This is a genomic window from Poseidonibacter antarcticus, from assembly GCF_003667345.1.
GTDB lineage: Bacteria > Campylobacterota > Campylobacteria > Campylobacterales > Arcobacteraceae > Poseidonibacter > Poseidonibacter antarcticus.
The window spans coordinates 64,430-87,506 of the sequence record NZ_RCWF01000005.1; the positions used below are offsets into that span (position 1 = coordinate 64,430).

The 23,077-nt window shown below is 28.3% G+C and carries 23 protein-coding genes; 13 read left to right on the forward strand and 10 right to left on the reverse strand.

The genetic code is table 11. The annotated features are described in order from the left end of the window. Window positions 1-48: 48 nt before the first annotated feature. A complete protein-coding gene (locus D9T19_RS07690; RefSeq protein ID WP_121627644.1) occupies window positions 49-294 on the reverse strand; it encodes a hypothetical protein in 246 nt (81 codons plus the stop codon). Window positions 295-502: 208 nt separating this feature from the next. Here D9T19_RS07690 and D9T19_RS07695 point away from each other — a divergent pair, with 208 nt between their 5' ends. Beyond that, window positions 503-1,213, forward strand: a complete 711-nt coding sequence (locus D9T19_RS07695) for a peroxiredoxin (protein ID WP_121627645.1) — start codon at window positions 503-505, stop codon at window positions 1,211-1,213. Between the two features lie 99 nt (window positions 1,214-1,312). Continuing rightward, on the forward strand, window positions 1,313-1,912 hold the full coding sequence (locus D9T19_RS07700) for a DUF2238 domain-containing protein (RefSeq protein WP_228197986.1): 600 nt from the start codon (window positions 1,313-1,315) through the stop codon (window positions 1,910-1,912). On the opposite strand, the gene D9T19_RS07705 is transcribed toward D9T19_RS07700, so the two are convergent. From D9T19_RS07705 to D9T19_RS07725, 5 genes are all read right to left on the reverse strand, one after another. Then, window positions 1,905-2,771, reverse strand: coding sequence for a DMT family transporter (locus D9T19_RS07705; protein ID WP_121627646.1), 867 nt, complete (start codon window positions 2,769-2,771; stop codon window positions 1,905-1,907). The two genes, D9T19_RS07700 and D9T19_RS07705, sit on opposite strands and share 8 nt — an antisense overlap. Window positions 2,772-2,782: 11 nt before the next feature. Beyond that, window positions 2,783-6,259 carry a methionine synthase gene (metH, locus tag D9T19_RS07710; RefSeq protein ID WP_121627647.1) on the reverse strand — a complete coding sequence of 1,159 codons (3,477 nt, stop codon included), beginning with the start codon at window positions 6,257-6,259 and terminating at the stop codon, window positions 2,783-2,785. Between the two features lie 156 nt (window positions 6,260-6,415). Continuing rightward, window positions 6,416-7,015: an SAM-dependent methyltransferase gene (locus tag D9T19_RS07715; RefSeq protein WP_121627648.1), complete on the reverse strand. Its 600-nt coding sequence runs from the start codon at window positions 7,013-7,015 to the stop codon at window positions 6,416-6,418. 27 nt (window positions 7,016-7,042) lie between these two features. After that, complete coding sequence (gene ribA, locus D9T19_RS07720; protein ID WP_121627649.1) at window positions 7,043-7,606, reverse strand: GTP cyclohydrolase II; 564 nt, start codon at window positions 7,604-7,606, stop codon at window positions 7,043-7,045. 70 nt (window positions 7,607-7,676) lie between these two features. Continuing rightward, on the reverse strand, window positions 7,677-8,366 hold the full coding sequence (locus D9T19_RS07725; protein ID WP_121627650.1) for a hypothetical protein: 690 nt from the start codon (window positions 8,364-8,366) through the stop codon (window positions 7,677-7,679). 153 nt (window positions 8,367-8,519) lie between these two features. Here D9T19_RS07725 and D9T19_RS07730 point away from each other — a divergent pair, with 153 nt between their 5' ends. The 5 genes from D9T19_RS07730 (at window position 8,520) to D9T19_RS07750 (ending at window position 11,966) form a co-directional block, all read left to right on the forward strand. Continuing rightward, the gene (locus tag D9T19_RS07730; protein WP_121627651.1) at window positions 8,520-9,440 is read left to right on the forward strand and encodes a branched-chain amino acid transaminase; all 921 of its coding nucleotides are present in this window, start codon (window positions 8,520-8,522) and stop codon (window positions 9,438-9,440) included. A gap of 85 nt (window positions 9,441-9,525) precedes the next feature. Further along, a complete protein-coding gene (locus D9T19_RS07735) occupies window positions 9,526-10,611 on the forward strand; it encodes a prohibitin family protein (protein WP_121627652.1) in 1,086 nt (361 codons plus the stop codon). Between the two features lie 35 nt (window positions 10,612-10,646). Further along, on the forward strand, window positions 10,647-10,913 hold the full coding sequence (locus D9T19_RS07740; RefSeq protein ID WP_121627653.1) for a hypothetical protein: 267 nt from the start codon (window positions 10,647-10,649) through the stop codon (window positions 10,911-10,913). An 11-nt stretch (window positions 10,914-10,924) separates the two neighbouring features. Next, window positions 10,925-11,608 carry a bifunctional phosphoribosyl-AMP cyclohydrolase/phosphoribosyl-ATP diphosphatase HisIE gene (gene hisIE / locus D9T19_RS07745; protein WP_121627654.1) on the forward strand — a complete coding sequence of 228 codons (684 nt, stop codon included), beginning with the start codon at window positions 10,925-10,927 and terminating at the stop codon, window positions 11,606-11,608. A gap of 100 nt (window positions 11,609-11,708) precedes the next feature. Further along, window positions 11,709-11,966: a DUF2116 family Zn-ribbon domain-containing protein gene (locus D9T19_RS07750; RefSeq protein ID WP_121627655.1), complete on the forward strand. Its 258-nt coding sequence runs from the start codon at window positions 11,709-11,711 to the stop codon at window positions 11,964-11,966. Between the two features lie 45 nt (window positions 11,967-12,011). On the opposite strand, the gene D9T19_RS07755 is transcribed toward D9T19_RS07750, so the two are convergent. Next, the gene (locus D9T19_RS07755) at window positions 12,012-13,187 is read right to left on the reverse strand and encodes an Mrp/NBP35 family ATP-binding protein (protein WP_121627656.1); all 1,176 of its coding nucleotides are present in this window, start codon (window positions 13,185-13,187) and stop codon (window positions 12,012-12,014) included. Window positions 13,188-13,342: 155 nt separating this feature from the next. On the opposite strand from D9T19_RS07755, the gene D9T19_RS07760 reads away from it, so the two are divergent. The 6 genes from D9T19_RS07760 to D9T19_RS07785 all read left to right on the forward strand — a co-directional run bounded on the left by D9T19_RS07760 (window position 13,343) and on the right by D9T19_RS07785 (window position 19,927). Then, the gene (locus tag D9T19_RS07760; RefSeq protein ID WP_121627657.1) at window positions 13,343-15,397 is read left to right on the forward strand and encodes a 4Fe-4S binding protein; all 2,055 of its coding nucleotides are present in this window, start codon (window positions 13,343-13,345) and stop codon (window positions 15,395-15,397) included. Beyond that, complete coding sequence (locus tag D9T19_RS07765; RefSeq protein ID WP_121627658.1) at window positions 15,390-16,334, forward strand: FAD:protein FMN transferase; 945 nt, start codon at window positions 15,390-15,392, stop codon at window positions 16,332-16,334. The genes D9T19_RS07760 and D9T19_RS07765 overlap by 8 nt, the downstream gene beginning before the upstream one ends. A 240-nt stretch (window positions 16,335-16,574) precedes the next feature. Then, the gene (locus D9T19_RS07770) at window positions 16,575-17,372 is read left to right on the forward strand and encodes an HDOD domain-containing protein (RefSeq protein ID WP_228197991.1); all 798 of its coding nucleotides are present in this window, start codon (window positions 16,575-16,577) and stop codon (window positions 17,370-17,372) included. Between the two features lie 57 nt (window positions 17,373-17,429). Further along, complete coding sequence (locus D9T19_RS07775; protein WP_121627660.1) at window positions 17,430-18,554, forward strand: bifunctional 2-C-methyl-D-erythritol 4-phosphate cytidylyltransferase/2-C-methyl-D-erythritol 2,4-cyclodiphosphate synthase; 1,125 nt, start codon at window positions 17,430-17,432, stop codon at window positions 18,552-18,554. Beyond that, a complete protein-coding gene (locus D9T19_RS07780) occupies window positions 18,551-19,441 on the forward strand; it encodes a DNA-binding transcriptional response regulator (RefSeq protein ID WP_121627661.1) in 891 nt (296 codons plus the stop codon). Before D9T19_RS07775 ends, D9T19_RS07780 begins: the two co-directional genes overlap by 4 nt. Before the next feature lie 9 nt (window positions 19,442-19,450). Further along, entirely contained in the window at window positions 19,451-19,927 is a 477-nt protein-coding gene (locus tag D9T19_RS07785; RefSeq protein ID WP_121627662.1) for a phosphatidylglycerophosphatase A family protein, read from the forward strand. Between the two features lie 216 nt (window positions 19,928-20,143). Here D9T19_RS07785 and carA read toward each other — a convergent pair whose 3' ends face one another. Genes carA through D9T19_RS07800 form a run of 3 tightly spaced genes read right to left on the reverse strand, consistent with a single transcriptional unit; the run spans window position 20,144 to window position 23,076 of the window. Continuing rightward, the gene (carA, locus tag D9T19_RS07790; protein ID WP_121627663.1) at window positions 20,144-21,265 is read right to left on the reverse strand and encodes a glutamine-hydrolyzing carbamoyl-phosphate synthase small subunit; all 1,122 of its coding nucleotides are present in this window, start codon (window positions 21,263-21,265) and stop codon (window positions 20,144-20,146) included. Between the two features lies 1 nt (window position 21,266). Further along, window positions 21,267-21,818, reverse strand: a complete 552-nt coding sequence (locus D9T19_RS07795) for a DUF507 family protein (RefSeq protein ID WP_121627664.1) — start codon at window positions 21,816-21,818, stop codon at window positions 21,267-21,269. Window positions 21,819-21,822: 4 nt separating this feature from the next. Then, a complete protein-coding gene (locus D9T19_RS07800; RefSeq protein WP_121627665.1) occupies window positions 21,823-23,076 on the reverse strand; it encodes an adenylosuccinate synthase in 1,254 nt (417 codons plus the stop codon). Between the last annotated feature and the right edge of the window lies 1 nt (window position 23,077).

A 23,077-nucleotide genomic window follows, 5' to 3' on the forward strand; every position in this document is an offset into this window, starting at 1 on the left:
TTATTGAAATAGGTATTTATTTAAATCCTATGTAAATTTATACAAATTTTATCTTTTTTTCATACCTTCTGGCATACATACAAAATATTTTTCATCAGGTGTATTTTGACAAGTACCGCTAATACTATTACCTCTTTGTGTCGTCATATTACAAGTATCATTAGTATTTAAACCTTCACAAGCTGTAATCGCTTCTACTGGTGGTGTTCCATTTCTTGAACCTTGACCATTTTGAGGTCCATTTGCAAAACTAAGTGTTGCACCTAATAATGTAATTAATATAAGTCTTTTCATTTTTTTTCCTTGTTTAATTTGAGGAAGTCTATACTTTTAAATTAAATGTTCTTTAAATAAAAAGTAAATGAAAGTTAATATAATTCTATATTATAAGTTTAACTTATTATAAATTTATAAAAATAGATTATATTTAAGCATTGTTTAATATCTTAAATAATAAAATACTTTTATCAAAGGATAATTATTATCCAAATAAGGAAAGATTATGGCTTGCGATACAGGTGTTAAAGCTAGAGAAGAAAGTGTTGCTATAGAAAATAGTCAAATAGATTCAAATACAGAAATAAAAAAGGATAAAAAAATGAGTTCAACAATGGTTCAAAGACAAATACCAGAATTTAAAATGGATGCATACGATGCAAAAACAGGTCACTTTACAACAGTATCAAGTGAAGATTATAAAGGTAAATGGGCAGTAGTTTGTTTTTATCCAGCTGATTTTACATTTGTATGTCCAACAGAAATTGCAGCTATGAATGCTCATTATGATGAATTCCAAGATTTAGGTGTTGAGATTTTAGCAGTATCAACTGATACAAAATTTTCACATAAAAGATTTGTAGAAACTGAACCAGTTTTAGCAGGTTTAAAACTTACAATTGGTGCTGATACAACAAATGCAGTAAGTGAAGCATTTGGAGTTTTAATTGAAGAAGAAGGAATGGCTTTAAGAGGAAGATTTTTATTCAATCCTGAAGGTGTTTGTGTAGCACAAGAAGTACAAGCTCCAATGGTAGGAAGAAATGTAGATGAGTTCTTAAGACAAGTTAGAGCTTGGCAACACGCAACTGCAACAGGTGAAGTTTGTCCAGCAGGATGGAGACCAGGTAAAAAAACACTTCCTGTAAATACAGATGCTGAAAAAATGACAGGTAGAGTTGGTGATTATATTACTATTGAAGAGATTTTATCTTAATAGTTTTTATTGTCTAACTTGATTTATAATTAAAAGGAAGTATCAAAAGATGCTTCCTTTTTTGTTCTTTTTTATCTATTAACAAAATAGTTGTATAATATGATTATGAAATTTTTATGGATAATCGCATTTTTTACTATTTTACTTTGGTCAGGAATTAATCCAAAAGATCAGTTCACTTGGTTTTTAGAAGTGATTCCAGCAATAATTGGCTTTATAGTTTTAGCTTTTACTTTTAATAAATTTAAACTAACTCCCCTCGTCTATACTCTTATATTAATTCATTGTATTATTTTAATGGTTGGTGGTCACTATACTTATGCACAGGTACCACTTTTTGATACTATTAAAGAAGTTTTAAATCAAGATAGAAATAACTACGATAAATTAGGTCATTTTGCACAAGGATTTATTCCGGCACTAATTGCAAGAGAGATTTTAATACGAAAAGATATTATTCCAAAAGCAAATTGGAGAAACTTTTTTATAGTTTGTTTTTGTCTAGCCTTTTCAGCTTTTTATGAACTTATAGAATGGATAGTAGCACTATTTAGTGGTGAAGATGCCGATGACTTCTTAGGAACACAAGGCTATGTTTGGGATACTCAAAGTGATATGGCACTTGCACTAATTGGAAGTATTTTTGCACTTATTCTTTTAAGTAAATTTCATGATAAACAGTTGAAAAAGATTAAATAGATTTTACTTTATTTCTCTTCAATGTATATAATGAATTAGCTACTAGAGTTAGAATAATAATACTTCCTCCAATAAATGTATTTGAATTTGGTATTTCATTTAAAAACATCCAAACCCAAATAGGTGCCATTATTGTTTCAATTATCATTAAAAGTGTTGCTTCACTTGCACTAATATATTTTGTTCCATTTGACATTAAAACTCTAGCAAAGGGATTAACAAGTAATCCCATTAAAAGAAGTACTCCTAAAGTCCTTAAATCAATTATCAAAGAATCACTCAAAATAAATGAAGTAATTGCCATATAAAGACCTACTGTTGCAGTTAACGCAATACGATTTATATTTATATGCTTAGATAGAAAAACAAACGCTAAAGAAAAACAACTCACAGCTAAAAGTGCGTAAATATTTCCAATCATATTTCCTAAACCCAAGTCATCTTTGAAGATTATAAAAAGTCCAAAAATCATAAAAGTAGAAGCTATAAGAATATTCTTTGTAACTTTTTCTTTATAAATCAAATAAGCATATAGTGCTGAAAAAAGCGCTGATGTACCAAAAATGATTACAACATTTGCAACTGAGGTATTTTTAATTCCTGAGATAAAAAAGAAGTTTGAACTTCCCATTAAAATCGCACATGCAATTAAAATAGGAAAAGATTTTTTTGTAATTACTTTAATTTCTTCTTTTTCTTTTATAATCAATGTTATAGCCATTGAAATAAATATAAAGATTCCTAAATAAAAACAAAAAGTAATTGTATCAATATTTGTAAGTTTTACAAGTAAAGATTCTAAGCTCATTATCAAAACGCCTAGCGATGTTATAGCTAGACCTTTTGCATTATTACTCAATAATCATACTTTTAAATATTATAATAATTTGCATCTTTATGAGGCACAACTATTGCACAAGTTGTTTGTTCTGGATGCATTTGGAATGTTTCAGATAATTCTATTCCAAACTCTTCTGGTTTTAGTAAATCAAAGAAATCTTTGTTCATTGCTAAATCAGGACAAGCTGCATATCCAGGAGAATATCTACAACCTGTATATTGTTTCATTTGAACATCATTTAAAGTAATTCCTTCTTTTGGAACAATATCTAAATCAAGTCTAATTTGTTTATGTAAAACCTCTGCTAAAGCTTCAGCTAACTCAACTCCAAGTCCGTGAACTTGGTAATATTCTGTAAATTTACCTTCATCATAAAGTCCTCTTTCATAATCAGATACTTTAAGTCCAGCACTAGCAAGTGTAAATGCAACCACATCTAATCTATCATTTGCAAAGAAATCAGGAATACATCTAAATGGTTTTCTTTTTTGTCTAGGAAATTCTAATACTTTTATAGCTTCTTCTAAAGGTGGTACATTTTGTGCTTCTTTTTCAGAATTAAATAAATGTTCTTTATCAAAAATATAAAGTTTATTATCATGCGAAATACAAGGATAATAAACATAAATAGCAATTGGTTCAAAAATATTTTTATCCATAAAATCATCTTTTAATTTTCTATATAATGGTTCTACTACTTCATTTTCATATTTTAAGAATTTTTCACTAGATTGTTTACCTCTTTTGTATCCCCATCTTTGTCTAAATAATACTCTATGATTTATCCATTTAAAGATTAATTCTTTATCTAATTCATTATTACTTTTAGCAACTCTATCCCATAATGGAGGGAAAACAAACGGTGCTTTAGCAGGTAATTGTATTTCTTCATAAGGAGGAATAATTACTTCTTTTTCCTCTTTTTTCTTACTTGTATCTTTAACTTCAATTAAATCAGCAGCAAGTGCAGTATTATCTAAATCACCTGTCTCAATTCTTTGCATAGAAACTACACCATCAAAGGCATCTCTACAATAAAAAATTGGTCCATCATAAATAGGTCTACAAAAATCATTTACAAAAGCTTTTGTAAGTGCTGCTCCACCAATAAGAACAGGAATATCAATTCCCATTTTTTGAAGCTCTTCTAAGTTTTCTTTCATAACAGCAGTTGATTTTACAAGTAATCCACTCATTCCAATTGCTTGAGCTTTATGCTCTTTTGCAGCAATTAAGAAGCTATTTAAATCAGCTTTAATACCAATATTTATAACCTTAAATCCATTATTAGATAAAATAATATCAACTAAGTTTTTACCAACATCATGAACATCACCTTTTACAGTTCCAACTACGATTACAGTTTCAGTAGCTTTTTCTTCTTTTGGTAAATAAGGGTTTAAAGCATCAACAGTAGCTTTCATAGTCTCTGCACTTTGAAGTACAAACGGTAACTGCATTTGTCCGCTTCCAAATAATTCACCAATGATTTTCATACCATCAATTAACCATTCATTTACAATAATTTCAGGTTTAATATCGTGTCTTAATTCTTCAACTAAAGGAAGAAGTCTATCTTTATCACCATCTAGTAAAAGCTTTTTCACTTTTTCAATTGGTTCTAACTTTTGATACTCTTCATCACTTTGTTCTTCTAAATCATCAACATTTGAGAAGTGTTCAATAAATGCAAATAATGGATCACCATCTTCTTGATTATTAAAAATTAAATCATCACAAGCTTTTTTATCAGCTTCACTAATTTTATTTAGTGGTAAAATATGCTTAACATTTACAATAGCAGATGTTAATCCAGCTTTTACACAATAATCTAAATAAATAGAGTTTAAATAAGCTCTAGCTTTTATATCTAAACCAAATGAAATATTTGAAAGTCCAAGCGTAGTTCCAACTTCAGGATGAAGGATTTGGAATTCTCTAATAGCTTCCATCGTTTCCATACCAGCTGTTCTATATTCATCATCACCAGAACCTATAGTAAATGTTAACATATCAAATACTAAATCTGCTGGATCAAAACCATGTCTATTTACACATAAATCATAAATACGTTGGGCTATTCTTATTTTATCAGCTGTAGTTTTTGCCATTCCAACTTCATCAATTGTAAGACAAACAAGTGCAGCTCCAAATTTTTTGGCTAATTTACAAACCGCATCAAACTTTTCTTCTCCATCTTCTAAGTTAACAGAGTTGATAATAGGTCTTCCACCTATTTGTTTAAGTGCTGCTTCAAGTGCATAAATTTGAGTAGAATCAGGCATTAAAGGAAGTGATATTTTTTGAGAATACAGTTTAACAACTTCATCCATATCTTCTCTTTCATCACGTCCTGCAAATCCAACAGATACATCAATAATATGAGCTCCTGCACGAACTTGTTGTTGTCCAACAGTTAGTGTTCCTTCATAGTTGTTTTCTTTTAATAATTCTCTAAAAGCTTTTGAACCAGTTGCATTTGAACGCTCACCAATTAAAAGTGGGGCTGGTTCTTGTTTTAGGCTTACAGTAGAAAATAATGAAGCTAACGATGCTTTTAAAAATCCACAAGGTTTTAAAGGTATTGCATCTTTTACAGCATGGGCTAAAACTTTTATATGCTCAGGAGTAGTTCCACAACAACCACCTAAAAATGAAACACCATTAATAGGTAAAAACTCTTTTTGAAGTTTTGTAAACTCATCAGGTCCCATTGGATAATAAGAAACTCCACCTTTATTTTGAGGAAGTCCTGCATTTGCATGAACTGAAATTGGGAATTTAGAAACTTCACTTAAAGTTTTTACATGTTTATAAACTTGTTTAGGTCCAGTTCCACAGTTAAATCCAAGTGATAAAATATTAAAAGGAGCCATAATCGCTGCAATTGTTTGAGCATCAGTTCCTATTAACATTGTTCCTGTTAATTCAATTGTAATAGATACCATAATAGGAATTTGTGGTGCTGCATCTGTAAGAGCATGAAGTGCTGCTTTTATTTGCAATGGATCTTGACAAGTTTCAAGTAAGAAGATATCAGTTCCACCATCAGCCAAACCTTGTGCCATAATCTTATAACCTTCGTACATTTCATCATATTGAATATGACCTAATGAAGGAAGTTTAGTTCCAGGTCCAACAGAACCTAATACAAATCTTGGTTTTTGGGGCGTTGAGTATTTATCACAAGATTCTTTTACAAGTTGAGCTCCAAGTTTTGAAAGCTCATAAGAAGTCTTTCCAATATCATATTCATCTAAAACCCAAGGCATAGAACCAAAAGTATTAGTTGTGATTAAATCAGCGCCAGCGCTCGCATAAGCATCATGAATATTTCTTAAAATATGTGGTGCAGTTAAGTTTAAAAGCTCATTACAACCTTCTAAATCTTCGCCTTCATATATCCATTCTTCTGCTTTTATATCTGCTATTTGAAGCTGTGTTCCCATAGCTCCATCTATTATTAGTACTTTTTCTTTTATTATATTTTGTATTTTTTTTAACATTTTATTCTCTATTTTGATTAATTTGTTCTATTATAATTATTGTGAGTGTAGTTAAATTTTTGTTAAATTTTAGTTAAGTGATATTTAATAAATACCCTAGTATAAGAGTCTAGATAAAAAATCATAAAATAGATTTTTTATCCTAAAGCTATTATCTTATAGTTTTTGAATTACTACTCTAATAACACAAGCTTCACCTTGATGACCTTTTCCTTCATCTAAAATTGTAATTTGTTCTTTTATATCTTTATCACATAAAGAAAATGAGCTTTTAAAATCATCTACAGTATAAAGTAAATCTTCATCACGTGGTCCTCCACTTGAATAATTTACTTGTTTTGTAGAGAAAAACTCTCCAATAAAGTAAGCATTTTCATTTAATGATTCTTCAATTTTTTCAAATAATTCTTTTCTTTCATTTTTATACATATGTAAATAAGAAGCTACAATCACATCATATTTATGTTCTACTTTCCAATGGTTTAAATCCATACATAAAGTATGAATTTTTAAACCTTCTTCTTTTGCTCTATCTTGTAGTTTTAATAAGCCAATATCAGAAGCATCAACAGCTGTAACATCAAAGTCTTTTTTTGCAAGGAAAATAGCATTTCTACCTTCTCCCTCACCAATACAAAGTACTTGTGAGTTTTTTGCTAAAAGTTTTATTTTTGAAGCTATGAATGTATTTGGTTTTAAACCATATAAAAAACCATCTCTTGAAAATTTACTATTCCAAAATTTTTGTTGACTCATATCTTACTACCCTTTTTATTTTCTAATTTATAATAAATGTCCCATTCTGTTCTTTTTTGTTTCTAAATATTCATAATTAGAAGCACAACTCGTCATAATAACAGGCACTCTATTTTCTATTTTTATTGCTTTTAAAGACTTTAATTTTAAAGGATTGTTTGTCATTAGATTTATTTTCTCTATTTCAAAATGCTTTAAAATTTCATCAACTATTTCATATTTTCTATAATCTTGTTCAAAACCTAAAAGCTCATTTGCTTTCATTGTATCATGACCTAAATCTTGTAAAGAATAAGCATTTACCTTATTAAAAAGTCCAATACCTCGACCTTCTTGTCTAAGATAGATAATCATTCCACCTTCTTTTGCAATATATTTTAATGCATAATCTAACTGTTCTCCACAATCACATTTAATACTTTTAAATACATCCCCTGTCATACATTCAGAATGAATTCTAACTGTTGGGATTGAAGGTAAAGTATTAGTATAAACTGCTAAATGTTCTTTATCATTATCTTTAAAAGATTGTATTTTGAAGTTTCCATATTTTGTTGGAAGATTTGCTATTTTTGATATTTCTAAATTCATATAAATTATTCACTTTTTTTTAGGAATTTTATCAAAATATCCTTATTTGCAACTTAGTCGCAACTTAAGTCTATGAGCTACAATCAGATGTAATTCTATCAATTAATGTTATATACCAATTCTTATCAATTTCTGTAAGATAAAAAGATAATTCTGGTGTTAAAACAACTTTATAACTAGTTTTTTCTATTCTTATTGCTTTTTCATAATCTTTTATATTGTAACTATTTAATTCTTTCATCATTTGAGATAGAGATATATCCATTTTATTTGATATATACAATCCATCTGCATCCCAACCATAAAAGGCATCATCATTAGGACTACAATTAAACTTTATATTCTTTTTAATGATTTTAAGTTTTGCTGAACTAGGGTTCACTCTTGAAATTATATGTGAAAGTTCTTCTGTATGTTCATCAATTATATTATAAATCATTTTTTGTTCTAAAAAAACTTTTGAACCATCAGTTTTATATAAATTGAAAAATCCAAAATCAGGATGTATATATTCTTCATTTAATTTAAATATATCATTATTTGACATTGCATTTAAAATACCCCTGATTCTATTTTTTAATAAAAAAGAAACAGCAGGTCTTTTATATTTAACTTTTTCTAGCTTTTTTATTATATTCTTCTTTTCTAATTCTACTTTCTTGTCCATTTGATTTTCACTTGTTTGATTAAGAGTACAACCTGATAAAAGAAGAATTAATGATGTTGATGCGATTGATTTTATAATATTTTTATAATTCATATTAGAAATTTAAACCTTTGAGAAATTTTCGTTAATATACCATAAATACAAGTAATTTTCTATAAAAAACTACTAAAAAATTCTTAAGAGGTATATTTAATAATATCTTGGATAAAATATTAACTTAAATTAAATCATATAGGAATTTATAAAATGACTGAAGCAAAATATATATGGATGGATGGTAAGTTTGTAGATTGGCATGAAGCTAAAGTACATGTTTTATCTCATACTCTTCATTATGGGAATGGTGCTATTGAAGGTACAAAAGCATACAAAACTTATGATGGAAGATGTGCTATATTTAAATTAAAAGAACATACTAAAAGACTTATTAACTCGGCTAAAATGACATTAATTGATGTTCCTTTTACTGAAGATGAATTAAATAAAGCTCAAATTGAACTATTACAAAAAAATGAATTGACTGAAGGTGCTTATATTAGACCATTAGTTTATTTAGGATATGGAGTTATGGGACTTTATCATAAAGAAGCACCTGTTAATGTTGCTATTTCTGCATGGGAATGGGGAGCTTACTTAGGTGAAGAAGGAATGAAAAAAGGCGTTAGAGTTAAAATTGCTTCAATGACTAGAAATTCTAATACTTCAGGAATGGGTAAAGCAAAAGCAGTTGCAAACTACTTAAATTCTCAAATGGCAAAATTTGAAGCAGTTGAATGTGGATACGATGAAGCACTTTTAAGAGATGACCAAGGTTATATAGCTGAAGCATCTGGAGCTTGTTTCTTTATTGTTAGAGATGGCGTAATTATTACTCCACCAAATGACAACTCTTTAGAATCAATCACACAAGCAACTGTTATTGATTTAGCCCAAGACTTAGGTTATGAAGTTATAAGAAGAAGACTTACAAGAGAAGAAGTTTATGTAGCAGATGAAGCATTCTTTACAGGAACTGCTGTAGAAGTAACTCCTATTAGAGATATTGATGCAAGAATTATAGGTAATGGACAAAGAGGTCCTATTACAGAAGCTTTACAAACTGCATATTTTGATGTAGTTGCAGGGAAAAACCCTAAATATGTAAAAGATTTAACTTACATTAATTAGAAGATATTTTGAAGTACAATAGATTAAAGTTTATTTTACTCTTTTGTGCTTCTAAAAAGCCAATAGAAAAAATTTAAGGACGATTATGCCAATAGATAACGATTATTTTAAAAAGAAACAACAAAATGGTGGAGGAAACTCTTCTAACAATAATGGAGGTGGTGGAAACTATCAACCTCCTTTCCAACCACCTGAATTTTTCAAAAATTTAGGTAAAAAAGCTGGAATAATATACGCAATAATTGCAGTAATTGTATTATTATTTATATTTAAACCTTTTGTAATAGTAGAATCAGGTCAAGTAGGTATTAAAAGTACAACAGGTAAATATGAAGAAGTACCATTAAGACCAGGTATTCATTTATATATTCCAGGTTTCCAAAAAGTTGTATTAGTAGATACAAAAGTAAGATTAATGAACTATGCTTCAGTTGAAACATCAGGTGGGTTTGATCAAAGTATTAGACTTAATCCTGCAATTAATATTCTAGATGCCAGAGGATTACCTGTTTCAATTGAATTAACTGTTCAATATAGACTTACAGCAGAAGGTGCACCAACAACTATTGCTAACTGGGGATTCTCATGGGAAGATAAAATTATCAATCCTGTAGTAAGAGATATAGTTAGAAATGTAGTTGGTGTATATACAGCTGAAGAATTACCAACAAAAAGAAATGAAATTGCTGTTAAAATTGAAAATGGTGTAAGATCAAATATCGATGCACTTCCTACTAAACCAGTTGCATTATTATCAGTTCAATTAAGAGAAATTGTTTTACCTACAAAGATTAAAGAACAAATTGAAAGAGTTCAAATTGCAAATCAAGAATCTGAAAGAGTTAAATACGAAGTTTTAAGAACTAAACAAGAAGCTGAAAAAAGAGCTGCAAAAGCTACTGGTGATGCTGAAGCTAATAGAATTGAAGCACAAGGTCGAGCTGATGCTGTAACTATTGAAGCAAAAGCACAAGCTGCTGCGAATATGGAAATTGCAAAATCTTTAACACCTAACTTACTTAAAATGCAACAAATTGAAATCCAAGGGAAATTCAATGAAGCACTTAAAGTTAATAAAGATGCAAAAATATTCTTAACACCTGGTGGTTCAACTCCAAATATTTGGGTTGACACTAAAAACAAAACAAGAGATACGGCAATAAGCCAATAAGGAGAAAGAGTAGTTAAAACTACTCTTTACTTATTATGAAAAATATTACAATATTAATACTAATAAAACTTTTCTTATTTACATTCTTAGTAAATGCAAAACCACTAGAAGAAATGACTATAAATTTAAATCCTGAAATAATCAAAGATAAATATCAACCAACAGATCGATATGAAAAACCTGAAGAATTACCTTTAAAGGATAAAAAAGAAGAAGATACTTCTATAAATTTAGATGTTGATGTAAATAAAGAACAAAAGCAAATAGATAGTTTAAAACTAGATGTAGGCACAAAATTTTAAGGATTTAAATAATGAATCAAATAGATAAAATTGACTGGGAAAAAATGGATGGACTTGTTCCTGTTGTAACACAAGAAGCATCAACAAATGAAGTTCTTATGCTTGCATATATGAATAAAGAAGCACTAGACTTAACTCTTAAAACAAATACAGCTCATTACTTTAGTAGAAGCAAACAAAGAATTTGGAAAAAAGGTGAAAGCTCTGGTCATACTCAAGAAATCGTTGATATTATGATTGATTGTGATGATGATACTATTTTATTAAAAGTTAATCAAACAGGTGTAGCTTGTCATACAGGAAGAAAATCATGTTTCTTTACAAATCTTAAAACAAATGAAATAATTTCAGATGTAGAAGTAAATACAACAGAAGCTTATGGAGTAATTGATACTTTATACCATACAATTTTAGAAAAAAAGAATGATGATCCTACAAAATCATACACATCAAAACTTCTTAATGGAAAAGAAAACTCTATGCTTAAAAAAATAGTTGAAGAAGCTGGTGAATTAACTTTTGCAATAAAAGATAATGATACAGAAGAAATCATCTATGAAGCAGCTGATCTTACTTATCACGTTTTAGTAGCACTTGCATCTAAAAATGTAAGTCCTGATAGAGTAAAACAAGAACTAGCAAGAAGATTTGGTATGTCTGGAATTGAAGAAAAAAATTCAAGAACTGAAAAATAAACTTATATATTTAATGTTTTAACTCTCCATTAATTAAATGCAACTAAGTTGCATTTAATTAAGCCTTGATATAATTTTGGAAATTTTATTAAGGATAATTATGAAACACTCATGCCAAAACTGTTCTAAGCCTATCCCTCTTACAAAAGTTTTTTGTTCAAAAGATTGTAAAGAAGCTTTTTTCCAAAAAATTGCAATTTCTATACCTAAACCATTCGTTAAAAGGCTTTATTTTTTTTGTAGTGAAGAAGAAAAAGAAAAAGAAATTTTTAACTTTGCAAAAAGACATAATTGGAATAAAAAAATAGTTAAAGAAAAAATTGAAGAAGCTTATAATTTATACTATGAATGTGCTTAGAAATATTTAAAAATAAAAAGAGCAAAGCTCTTTTTATTTAATAAATTAGTGACAACCACATCCAGTACCACAACTTCCACCACTTGATTGCTCTTTTGGAGCAGATGCAGCAGCACTTGTTGAACAAGCACTAACACCAGGAGGTGTAGTTGGTTGAATATCTTCATTTGTTCTTTCATCATCAATAGCATCTACGAAAGCAATAACTTTAGCTGCTGCTTCCATATATCTTTTTGCTGAAACACTTTCAGGTGCAAAGTAAACAATTGGTTTACCGTTATCTCCACCTTCTCTAATAGCAGGTTCAATTGGTAATGATCCTAATACTTGAGTATTATATTGATCAGCTAAAGCCTCACAAGTTCCCATTCCAAAAATATCTGATTCAGTATTACAAGATGGACAAATAAATCCACTCATATTTTCAACAACACCAGCAACTGGAATATGTAATTTATCAAACATATCTAATGATCTTCTAGAATCATCAAGTGCAACGTGTTGTGGAGTTGTAACATTAATACCAGCAGCAACAGGTACACTTTGTGCTAGAGTTAATTGTGCATCACCAGTTCCTGGAGGCATATCAATAAATAAGATATCTAAGTTTTCCCATAAAATATCTCTTAATAATTGTTGAATAGCCTTCATAATCATAGAACCTCTCCAGATTACAGCTTGACCTTCTTCCATTAATACACCCATTGACATTACATCAACACCATATGCATGTAGTGGTTTAGCTTTATCACCAATTACTTCTACTTCTTTACCATTTAAACCCATCATACGTGGAATATTTGGACCATAAATATCAGCATCTAAGATACCAACTTTTTTACCTTGCATTGCTGCTGCTACTGCTAAGTTTACAGTAGTAGTTGATTTTCCAACTCCACCTTTTCCTGAACTTACCATTACAATTTTTTTAATTTGTGGTGCGATATTTTTACCACTTACAGTATTACTGTTTTGTTTTGGGGCTTGAGGCTTATTGAAATTTAATGACGCTTTCATTCCAATAGCACTAATACATGCTGTAATATCTTTTCTTAATTGTTCTTCAACATCTGCTGCACTAGATGTAATATCTAGAGAGATTAAACAGTTTTCACCATCTACTTGAACATCCTTTACAAAACCAAATTCTATAATTGATTTTGCAAAACCAGGATATTTAACTTTCTCTAGTTCTTTCTTAATATCTTCGATATTTGCCATAGAAAATTTCCTTTATTGTATTTATATTTTTGTATTATAATTAAAATAGGATAATTATTGTCTTAATTAAAAATCTTTTTCATAATTATCGCTAAACCAAAGCTATATTAGTAGTATATACTCTTTACTAACTTAAAAAATTAAGGATATATATTATGTTCCGTTTATTTCTTATAATCTTTATTCTATTTATGTCCCTTACAAATATTAATGCTTCTATGAGTAAAGAACAGATAAGTAATTATATCAAAAATCCAATGCACCTTGGTAAAAAGGATGATAAATTACCCGTTTGGGAAGTCTTAGATGAAAATAATGAACTTCATTCATATATCTTTGAAAGCTTTGATTATGCACCAATAGCTGGTTTTTCTGGTGGTAAAATGAATTTACTTATTAGAATTGATTTAGAAGGTAATTTTTTAGATGTAGAAGTTTTAGACCAAGATGAACCTGTATTTGTTTCAGGTTTGGGAATTGAACCTTTTATAAAATTTTTAAAACAATATAAAGGTAAATCTTTAAAAAATAGTATCAAAGTTGGAACATCAAAAGATCAAACAAGTTCTGTACATATTGATGGTGTTACAAAAGCGACTGCATCTGTTAAAATAGCAAATGATATTATTTTAGGTTCTGCTGTCCAAGTTGCAAAAACAAAACTTATGGGTATAGCTCCAAAAGAAATACATCATCCCAAAGAAGATTTATTTGAAAAGTATACATGGAATGAACTATTAGAAAATAAATTAATCACACATATTAAAGTTACAAAAGAACAAATTGAAAATCTTTTTAAAGGTAGTGATTATATCTTAGATTTAACAGATAAAGAAAAGAATGAAATTGCCTTAGATTTATATATAGCTGATCTAAGTATTCCTAGTGTAGCAAAAAATCTTATCAAGACATCTACTCAAAACGAAATAAGTGATGAATTAAGAAAAACAGATGAAGCTATATTAATATTTGCAAATGGGGAATTTAAATTTTTAACAGAAAAGTTTATTCCAAGATCATCACCTGATGAGCTTGGAATACTACAAGATGGTTTTAATCTAAATATTAGAGATGGTGATTATATTATTGAATTTTTGGATAATATTCCTAAATTTGAACAATCAATAATCTTAGAAGTTGATAAAAGATATGACTTTGATCCTTCATCTTTATGGACATTAAATATAAAAACTGCAAGAGGAACAGATAGTATATTTTTAACTCCTTTGGCTGGTTATTTAAGTTTTGATATAGAACCAATAAAAAAATATTTTAATATTATAAAAAAAGAAAAAGAAACTCCTTTATGGTTAACATCAATATATGAGCAAAAAGTAAAACTAATTACTTTAACATTGTTTTTAAGTTTCTTATTTATTATGCTTTATAAGTATCAAACACTTCTTACAAAATTAAGATACAAAAGAACAATACTACTAACATTTACACTATTTTTTATAGGTTGGTATGGACAAGGGCAACTTAGTATGGTTACTGTTTTAGGAGTTGTAAAAGCCATTGTAAATTCTCAAAGTTTAATGTTTTTACTTTATGATCCATTTTCACTTATAATTTGGTTTTTTGTTTTTGTATCACTAGCTATTTGGGGAAGAGGAACTTTTTGTGGTTGGTTATGTCCTTATGGTACATTACAAGAATTTTCACACTATCTTGGAAGATTATTAAAACTTCCTAGAATAAGAGTATCAGAAAGTTTAAATAACAAACTTGTTTATATAAAATATGTAGTTTTAGCTGCATTAATTTTATCAGTAATTTTTGCACCAAATATTAGTGAATATTTAATAGAAATCGAACCTTTCAAAACTTCAATTACCTTAATTTTTGATAGAGAAATTCCTTATGTTTTATATGCACTATTTTGGTTGTTTTTGGGGATGTTCTTATTTAAAGGCTTTTGTAGATATTTCTGTCCATTAGGTGCATTTCTTTCGCTAATGGGAAGGCTAAAAATACTTGACTGGTTACCAAGACGAGCTGAATGTGGAAACCCTTGTAATAACTGTCATAAATCTTGTAATTATCAAGCAATTGATAAAAAAAGTGGCGCTATTAAATATGCAGATTGTTTTCAATGTTTAGATTGTGTACAAATATATAGTGATGCAAACCTTTGTAAGATTTTAAAAAAAGATGCGAAGAAAGAAAAAGATATGTTGATTAAAGAATGGAGAAAAACTAATGGCTAATTTATATAAAAGTAACTTATCAAGAAGAAAGTTTTTAACAATATCCGCAACATCAATTGCACTTGCTTTAAGTCCAAGTATTCTTAATGCAAAAACAAATCAAGAAAAAATTACATGGAGTGGAACTGCTTTAGGTGCACAATCAAATATGACACTTTTTCATAAAAACCCTACTTTTGCAAAAGAAACTTTAAGTATTTGTGTAAATGAAATAAAAAGATTAGAAAATATTTTCTCACTTTTTATTCCAAACTCTTCTATTTCAAAATTAAATAAAAATGGAATACTAAAAAATCCACCAAAAGAATTAGTAGAAGTTTTAAGCTTTGCTAATACAATATCAGAACAAACAAATGGTGCTTTTGATGTAACAGTTCAACCTTTATGGTTAGCTTATTCTAAATATTTTAATAAAAAAGATAGATTACAAAAAGCAATCAATAAAGCTAAGAAACTAATATCTTATAAAAATATTCAAATAAATGAAGAAAAAATTAGCTTTAAAAAAACAAATGTTCAAATTACACTAAATGGTATTGCGCAAGGATATATCACAGATAAAATCACTAATATTTTAAGACAAAAAGGTTTTACAAATGTATTAGTTGATTTGGGTGAATTTAATAGTATTGGTGGATATGATAAAAATAGAGACTGGAATATAGCAACACCATATTTAAAAGATATTTCTTATTTAAAACTAAATAATCAAGCAATAGCAAGTTCAGGGGGATATGGCACAAGATTTAATAAAAAGTATCATCATTTATTTGATGCTAAAACAGGAACTAGTGCAAATTATGTAAATTCATGTACAGTAAAAGCCAAAAATGCAATGTTAGCAGATGCAATAGCAACTTCAGTTTGTGTAATGCAAAAAAATAAAAGTATAGAATTAAAGAAAATATATCCAAATATTGAAATATATACTTCTTAGAAAAATAATACCTTGTCTTGAATAATCAAATTTATTTAGTGGGGATTAATTAATAAATATAATTCTATTTATTATTGATATAAGTTTCTTTTCTATATAATGATAAGGAAAACTAAGGGCTTATCTAAATTATTACTTTAGATTTATATTATCAAAACAAAATTATCTTAATTTACTTTATTATTTATTATAAAATTAATCCGTAGGAGAATTATTATAAAAAAAGATTTAATACAAAAAATAGATTCTTTACCTCCTTTACCAAGTAGTATTATTGAATTATCAGATTTCAAGAAAGTTAAAAATTCAAATCCTGAAAGATTAATAAAAATCATTGAAAAAGATCCTTTAATGGTTGCAACTATTTTAAAAACTGCAAACTCTTCATTATTCGGATTTAGAAGTAAAGTTGACACATTAAGTAGAGCCATTTATTTACTAGGTATGAATTTTACAATTTCAATAGCAATGAGTACAGTAATTCAAGATACTTTGAAATCAAATCTTTGTGCCTATGCTGTCAGTACTCAAGATTTTTTATTCGCAAGTTCACTTGCAACAAAAATAGTTAATACTTGGATATCAAGTATTGATTTTGATTTAAATAATGAATTATTGATACCTGCATTTTTACAAGAAATAGGTAAGTTCGTTATCTCTGAAATAATACAAGAGAACAAACAAACAGAAGAATTTTTAAAACTCATAAATGAAAAGAAAGATATTGCATTTTGTGAAGAAAAATTTACGGGATATTCTTGTGCAAGAATAACAGCAAATATACTTAAGAATTGGTCATTAGGTCATAATATAGTATTTTCTATTGGATTTGTAGGAAATATAAAAAATTGTCCAGAGGAGTTTATTAAAAAAGTTCAAATTCTTGAAATAATTAAAATACTCACAGATATAAGAGCTCCATTAAATGATTTAGCTATAGAAAAAGCCATTGCAAAAGTAATTGAATACGGCTTTGATTTAGAGCACTTTATAAATTCAATAGATATAATCAAAGAAGAAATTGAAAAAAACTCTTAACTTATGCATAAGTAACATTCAACTATAATATGTAACTTTTTTACACAAGGGATGTATGTGCTAGATGTGACTTTAATAGTATTGTGTGCTGGGAATTCTACAAGATTCGAGCATAAAACAAAAAAACAATGGTTAAGAATTGATAATGAGCCTTTATGGCTTAATGTTTCTAAAAAACTAGCATCTTATGCAAACTTTAACAAAATAATTATAACTTCTCATAAAAATGAACTCAATTATATGAAAAACTTTTCTGATAATTTCTGCTTTGTAGCTGGTGGAGAGACAAGACAAGAATCAATCTTAAATTCTTTACAAGAAGTAGAAACTTCACATGTTATGATTTCAGATGTTGCAAGATCTTGTATTCCCAAAAGGGTAATTATAGAACTTCTAGAAAATAGAAATAATGCTGATTGCATTGTGCCTGTTTTAAATGTTTCTGATACAGTTATTTATGAAGAAAATACAATAAATAGAGATGATGTAAAATTAATACAAACACCACAACTTTCAAATACTACAATATTAAAAGAATCACTAGATACAAAAATTGAATATACTGATGATAGCTCTGCTATAAAAGCAAATAATGGAACAATTAAATATATCCAAGGAAGTTTAGAAAGCAAAAAACTAACATTTGGTGATGAACTGAGTAGTTTATCTTGTCTAAAAGCTCCTAGTAATAACTTTTTTACAGGAACTGGTTTTGATATACACCAATTTGAAGATAATAAAGAGATGTTTTTAGGTGGAATTAAACTTCCAAGCAACTATGGTTTTAAAGCACATAGCGATGGAGATGTTTTAATTCATTCTGTTATTGATGCACTACTTGGAGCTAGTGGAGCTGGTGATATTGGCGAATTTTTTCCAGATACAGATGAACAATACAAAGGTATTGATTCAAAATTTTTACTAAAAACAATTATTGAATTTATTTATAATGTTGGCTATGAAATAGTAAATATTGATTTAACAATAATTGCACAAAAACCAAAAATAAATCCCCATAAAAATGAAATAAAAAATTCAATTGCTAAGTTATTAGGGATTGAAAAACAGTTTGTAAACATAAAAGCAACAACAGCAGAAAAGATGGGTTTCATTGGTAGATCTGAGGGTGTTGCAGTACAAAGTATAGCTACTTTAAAATATTATAATTGGACAAAAAAATGAATATACTAATAATAGAAAATGAAATTTACTTAGCACAAAAAGTAGTTTCAAGATTACTTGATGATGGACATAGTTGTGATTATATTGAATCACCTAATATTGATAATCTTTCAAAAGATTATGATATCGTTTTATTATCCACTTCTTTACCTTCTGCTTTATGTAAAAATATAATTAAAAAATATAATAATAATGCAATTATTCTTTTACTAGTTTCATATATATCAGATGAAACTGTTACTAATCCAATTAAAGATGGTGCTAAAGATTATATTATGAAACCATTTATTATGGATGAACTTGTACGAAAAATTTATCATTACAAAGAGTGTCGATCAATTAGAAGAGAACTTCAAACATTAAGAGAATATGTTGATTTTATGATGGAAGATATTGATACATCACCTGTTCTTTTACCTCCATCATTCCCATCATTAATAGAATCAAATTCACAAAAATGTGCTGATAAATTAGTATTTGAATTATCAAGAAAATTAGATAAACCTATCACTTTTATTTCTCTAGGTTCTTCTTCTTGGCAAAAAAAATTAAATGCAATTGATAAAAAATGTATTATATATCTAACAGATTATCATTCATTAAAAAGAAGTGCAAAAGAAAACTTAATAAAATTAATAGAAGAAAAAGATTGTATTATTTCTTCCTTAGAAACAGAAGATGATTTTCCATACAGAAAAGTAGAGTTTAATGATGGAAACTTGCTAATGAGTAATACCAATATTATGACAATAAATGATTATGTAAAACTAATGGTTTTATCATATCAATCAAAATACCCAGATACTGAACTTTCTAAAAAATTAGGGATTTCTAGAAAATCTCTTTGGGAAAAAAGAAAAAAACTTGGTATTGAAAAGAAAAAATAAGGATTAATTTTGAATTTAAGAAAATTTTTTTTAACAGTAGGTTTTAGTGGTTTAAGTCCTAAAGCACCAGGAACAGTAGGTTCATTTGTATCATTGCTATTAATATTACCGTTAATACCATTTTTACATGTTTCAACTATTTTTATGCTAGCAATTTTAATAACAGTACTTGCTGTAAAACAAATTGATATCTATGAAGATGAAGTTGGCGTTCACGATGGAAAAGAAATAGTAATAGATGAATTAGCAGGAATGTGGATAGCAATATCAATATGTGGAATAACATCAGAAAATATGATAATCCTAGCACCGATAGCATTTTTATACTTTAGACTATTTGACATCTGGAAACCATCAATTATTGGAAGAATTGATAGAGAAGTAAAAGGTGGATGGGGAGTAATGGGCGATGACATAGTTGCAGGAATAGCAGCAGGAGTTGCAACAGCTGGAACATATGAAGTTTTAAAGATGTTTGTTTTATAAATAAGTATTTAACACCTTAAATAAACAGAAAAAAGGGAAAGAGTAAAAACTCTTTCCCTTTTTTATATCTAAATAACTAACTTACAAAAAGATTGAAAAAGAAGTTATCGATTTTTGTAAGGTCAAGGCAAAAGTTTAAATTCAAGAGGAGCGTACATCAAGTACGTAACGAATGAATTTAAACTTTTAACGCAGAGATTGCGAAAATAAGATGACTTATTTTACAATCTTTGCGAATTCGTTGAAGATATATTTCGACTCATGCGGACCAGGACTAGCTTCTGGATGATGTTGCACTGAAAAAATATCTTTGTTTTTATATTTTACACCTTCTATTGTATTATCAAATAAATTTTGGTGTGTTATTTCTGCTATTTCTATAATATTATCAGGAACATTATAATTATGATTTTGAGCAGTTATTTCAACTATATTATCAGGATTAGCAACTGGATGATTTCCACCATGTTGTCCAAATTTTAATTTATATGTATCAAAACCATGTGCAATTGATAACATTTGATGTCCTAAACAAATTGCAAACATAGGGATATTTGCATTAATTAATTTTTGAACTTCTTTCTTCTCTTCAGTAAGAGTTAATGGATCCCCTGGACCATTTGAAAGAAAAATACCACCAATATCATTCTTTTCAAATCTAGCAATTAAATCTTCTGCTTTAAAAGAAGAAGGTATTACTTCAACCTCAAGACCTGATTGTACTAATTCATTTAGTATATTTCTTTTAACACCAAAATCAACAACAACAATTTTTTTATCGCTCATCACTGCTTTATTGTATGCTAATTTTTGATGATCCCAAGCTCCAAATTTATGTACATAAGCTTCTTTTGTAGATACTTGTTCAATGTAATTAATATCTTCAATTCTTGGACTTGATGCTAATTGTTTAGCTAATTCTTCTTTAGAAGAAATTTCTGTTGATGCTATCATCATCATAGAACCTTCATCTCTTAACATCTTAGTTAAATATCTAGTATCAATATCACAAATACCTAAAACATTATGTTCTTTTAATAAAGAATCTAAATCACCCTCAGCTCTATAATTAGAATATTCATTATGATAATTTCTAACTAATACACCTTTACAGTGACAAGTCTTGCTTTCCATATCATTTGCATTTACTCCAACATTTCCAATTTCAGGCATCGTAAAAGTAATAAATTGTCCAGCATATGATGGATCTGAAATAATTTCTTGATATCCAGTTAATGATGTATTAAAAACTATCTCACCAACAGATGTACCTGATGCTCCAAATGATTTTGCTTCTAAAAATGTTCCATTTTCTAAATATATCCATACTTTTTGCATATTATATCAATCCCCTTTTTATTAATTCTTCTTCGTATAATCTATGATAAACCGTATCATAATCTTCAGTTCCTGGAATTAGTTTTCTTTTATATGTTTTAATTTTAGCTAAAACATCAGAATCTGCTTCTTCAAAACCTTTCATAAATTCATCAATTGAAGTAAAGATTACATTCTTAATTTTATTATCAGAACATGTATAATGGATATAATCTTCATCCCATAAATAATCTAAAATTTGATGTGCAATATCAGAAAATCTATCTTCATTATTCAAAATTACACCAAAATCATTTGCTAATCTTTTTTTAGTCATCCAAAATAACTGTCTTCTATCTGCATGATGAAATTCTATTTCTTCTTCTTGTTCGTCAAGAATATCATCAACTTTTTCATCTAAATCATATTCTTTATTGATATCTTCATCTAAGATTCTCTCAATTTGAGCTTCAATACTATTCTTTTCTTTTCTAATTTCAACAAATTCACAAGTTAATAAATCCCTTGTGATTCTTCTTGAAATATATGGTGTATGGTGTGTTTTCATTCTCATGATTTTAGCCCCTTATAATTGTATCAGCTCGCTCTGGTGAAGTCGAAACAATTCCTACTTTTACAGATGTTACTTCTTCGATTTTTTCTATATATTTTTTTGCATTTACAGGTAGTGAATCATAATCTCTAGCACCTGCTAATGTATCCCATCCATCAAATTCTTCATAAATTGGTTTAACATTTTCTAAATCAGATGGCATATAATCAATTCTTTTTCCATCTAAATCATATGCTACACATATTTTAATTTTAGGGAATCCATCAAGAACATCTAATTTCATTAATGATAATTGGTCACAACCATTAAGTCTAGCTGCGTGCTTAACTGCAATTGCATCAAACCATCCACATCTTCTTCCACGTCCTGTTGTAACTCCAACTTCTTTACCAATATCAGCAATTTTTTGACCTTCAGGAGTAAAATCTTCTGAAGGGAAAGGACCATTTCCAACTCTTGTAGTATATGCTTTTACAATACCAGTTACAATACCAATATCTTTTGGACTAATTCCTAAACCAGTACAAGCACCAGCACTAACACAAGATGAAGAAGTCACATAAGGATAAGTACCATGATCAATATCAAGTAATGTACCTTGTGCACCTTCTAAAAGAATTTTTTTATCTGAATCAATTGCATCCCAAACCATATTTGTAGTATTTGCAATAAATGGCTCTAAATGTTCTTTATAATTCGTTAACTCTTCTAATAATTGAGCTTCATTAGGAGTAGAAATTTCTAATACATCAAAAATTGCTTTATTTTGTTTGAAATATTCTAAAATTCCAGTTGTTAATTTTGAAGGATTTAATAATTCCCCTACTCTAAAACCAGTTCTAGAAATTTTCTCAGCATATGCAGGTCCAATTCCTTTTCCAGTTGTACCAATAGCTTTATCACCTTTTAGTCTTTCTTTTGCTTGGTCTATTAAAGCATGGTATGGTAAGTTTAAGTGAGCTTTATCTGAAATAAATAATCTACCCTCTAAACCTTCAAATTGTTCCATTTCTTCAATAATTGATTTAGGAGATAGAACAACTCCATTTCCAATAATATTAATAGCTTTTGGATTTAAAACTCCAGAAGGAATTAAATGTAGAGCATATCGTACTCCATCAACCCAGATTGTGTGACCAGCATTGTGACCACCTTGACTTCTACAAACCATATCATAATTTTGGGCAAGCATATCAACCATCTTACCTTTACCTTCGTCACCCCATTGTATTCCTACAATTAAATCTGCCTTACTCATA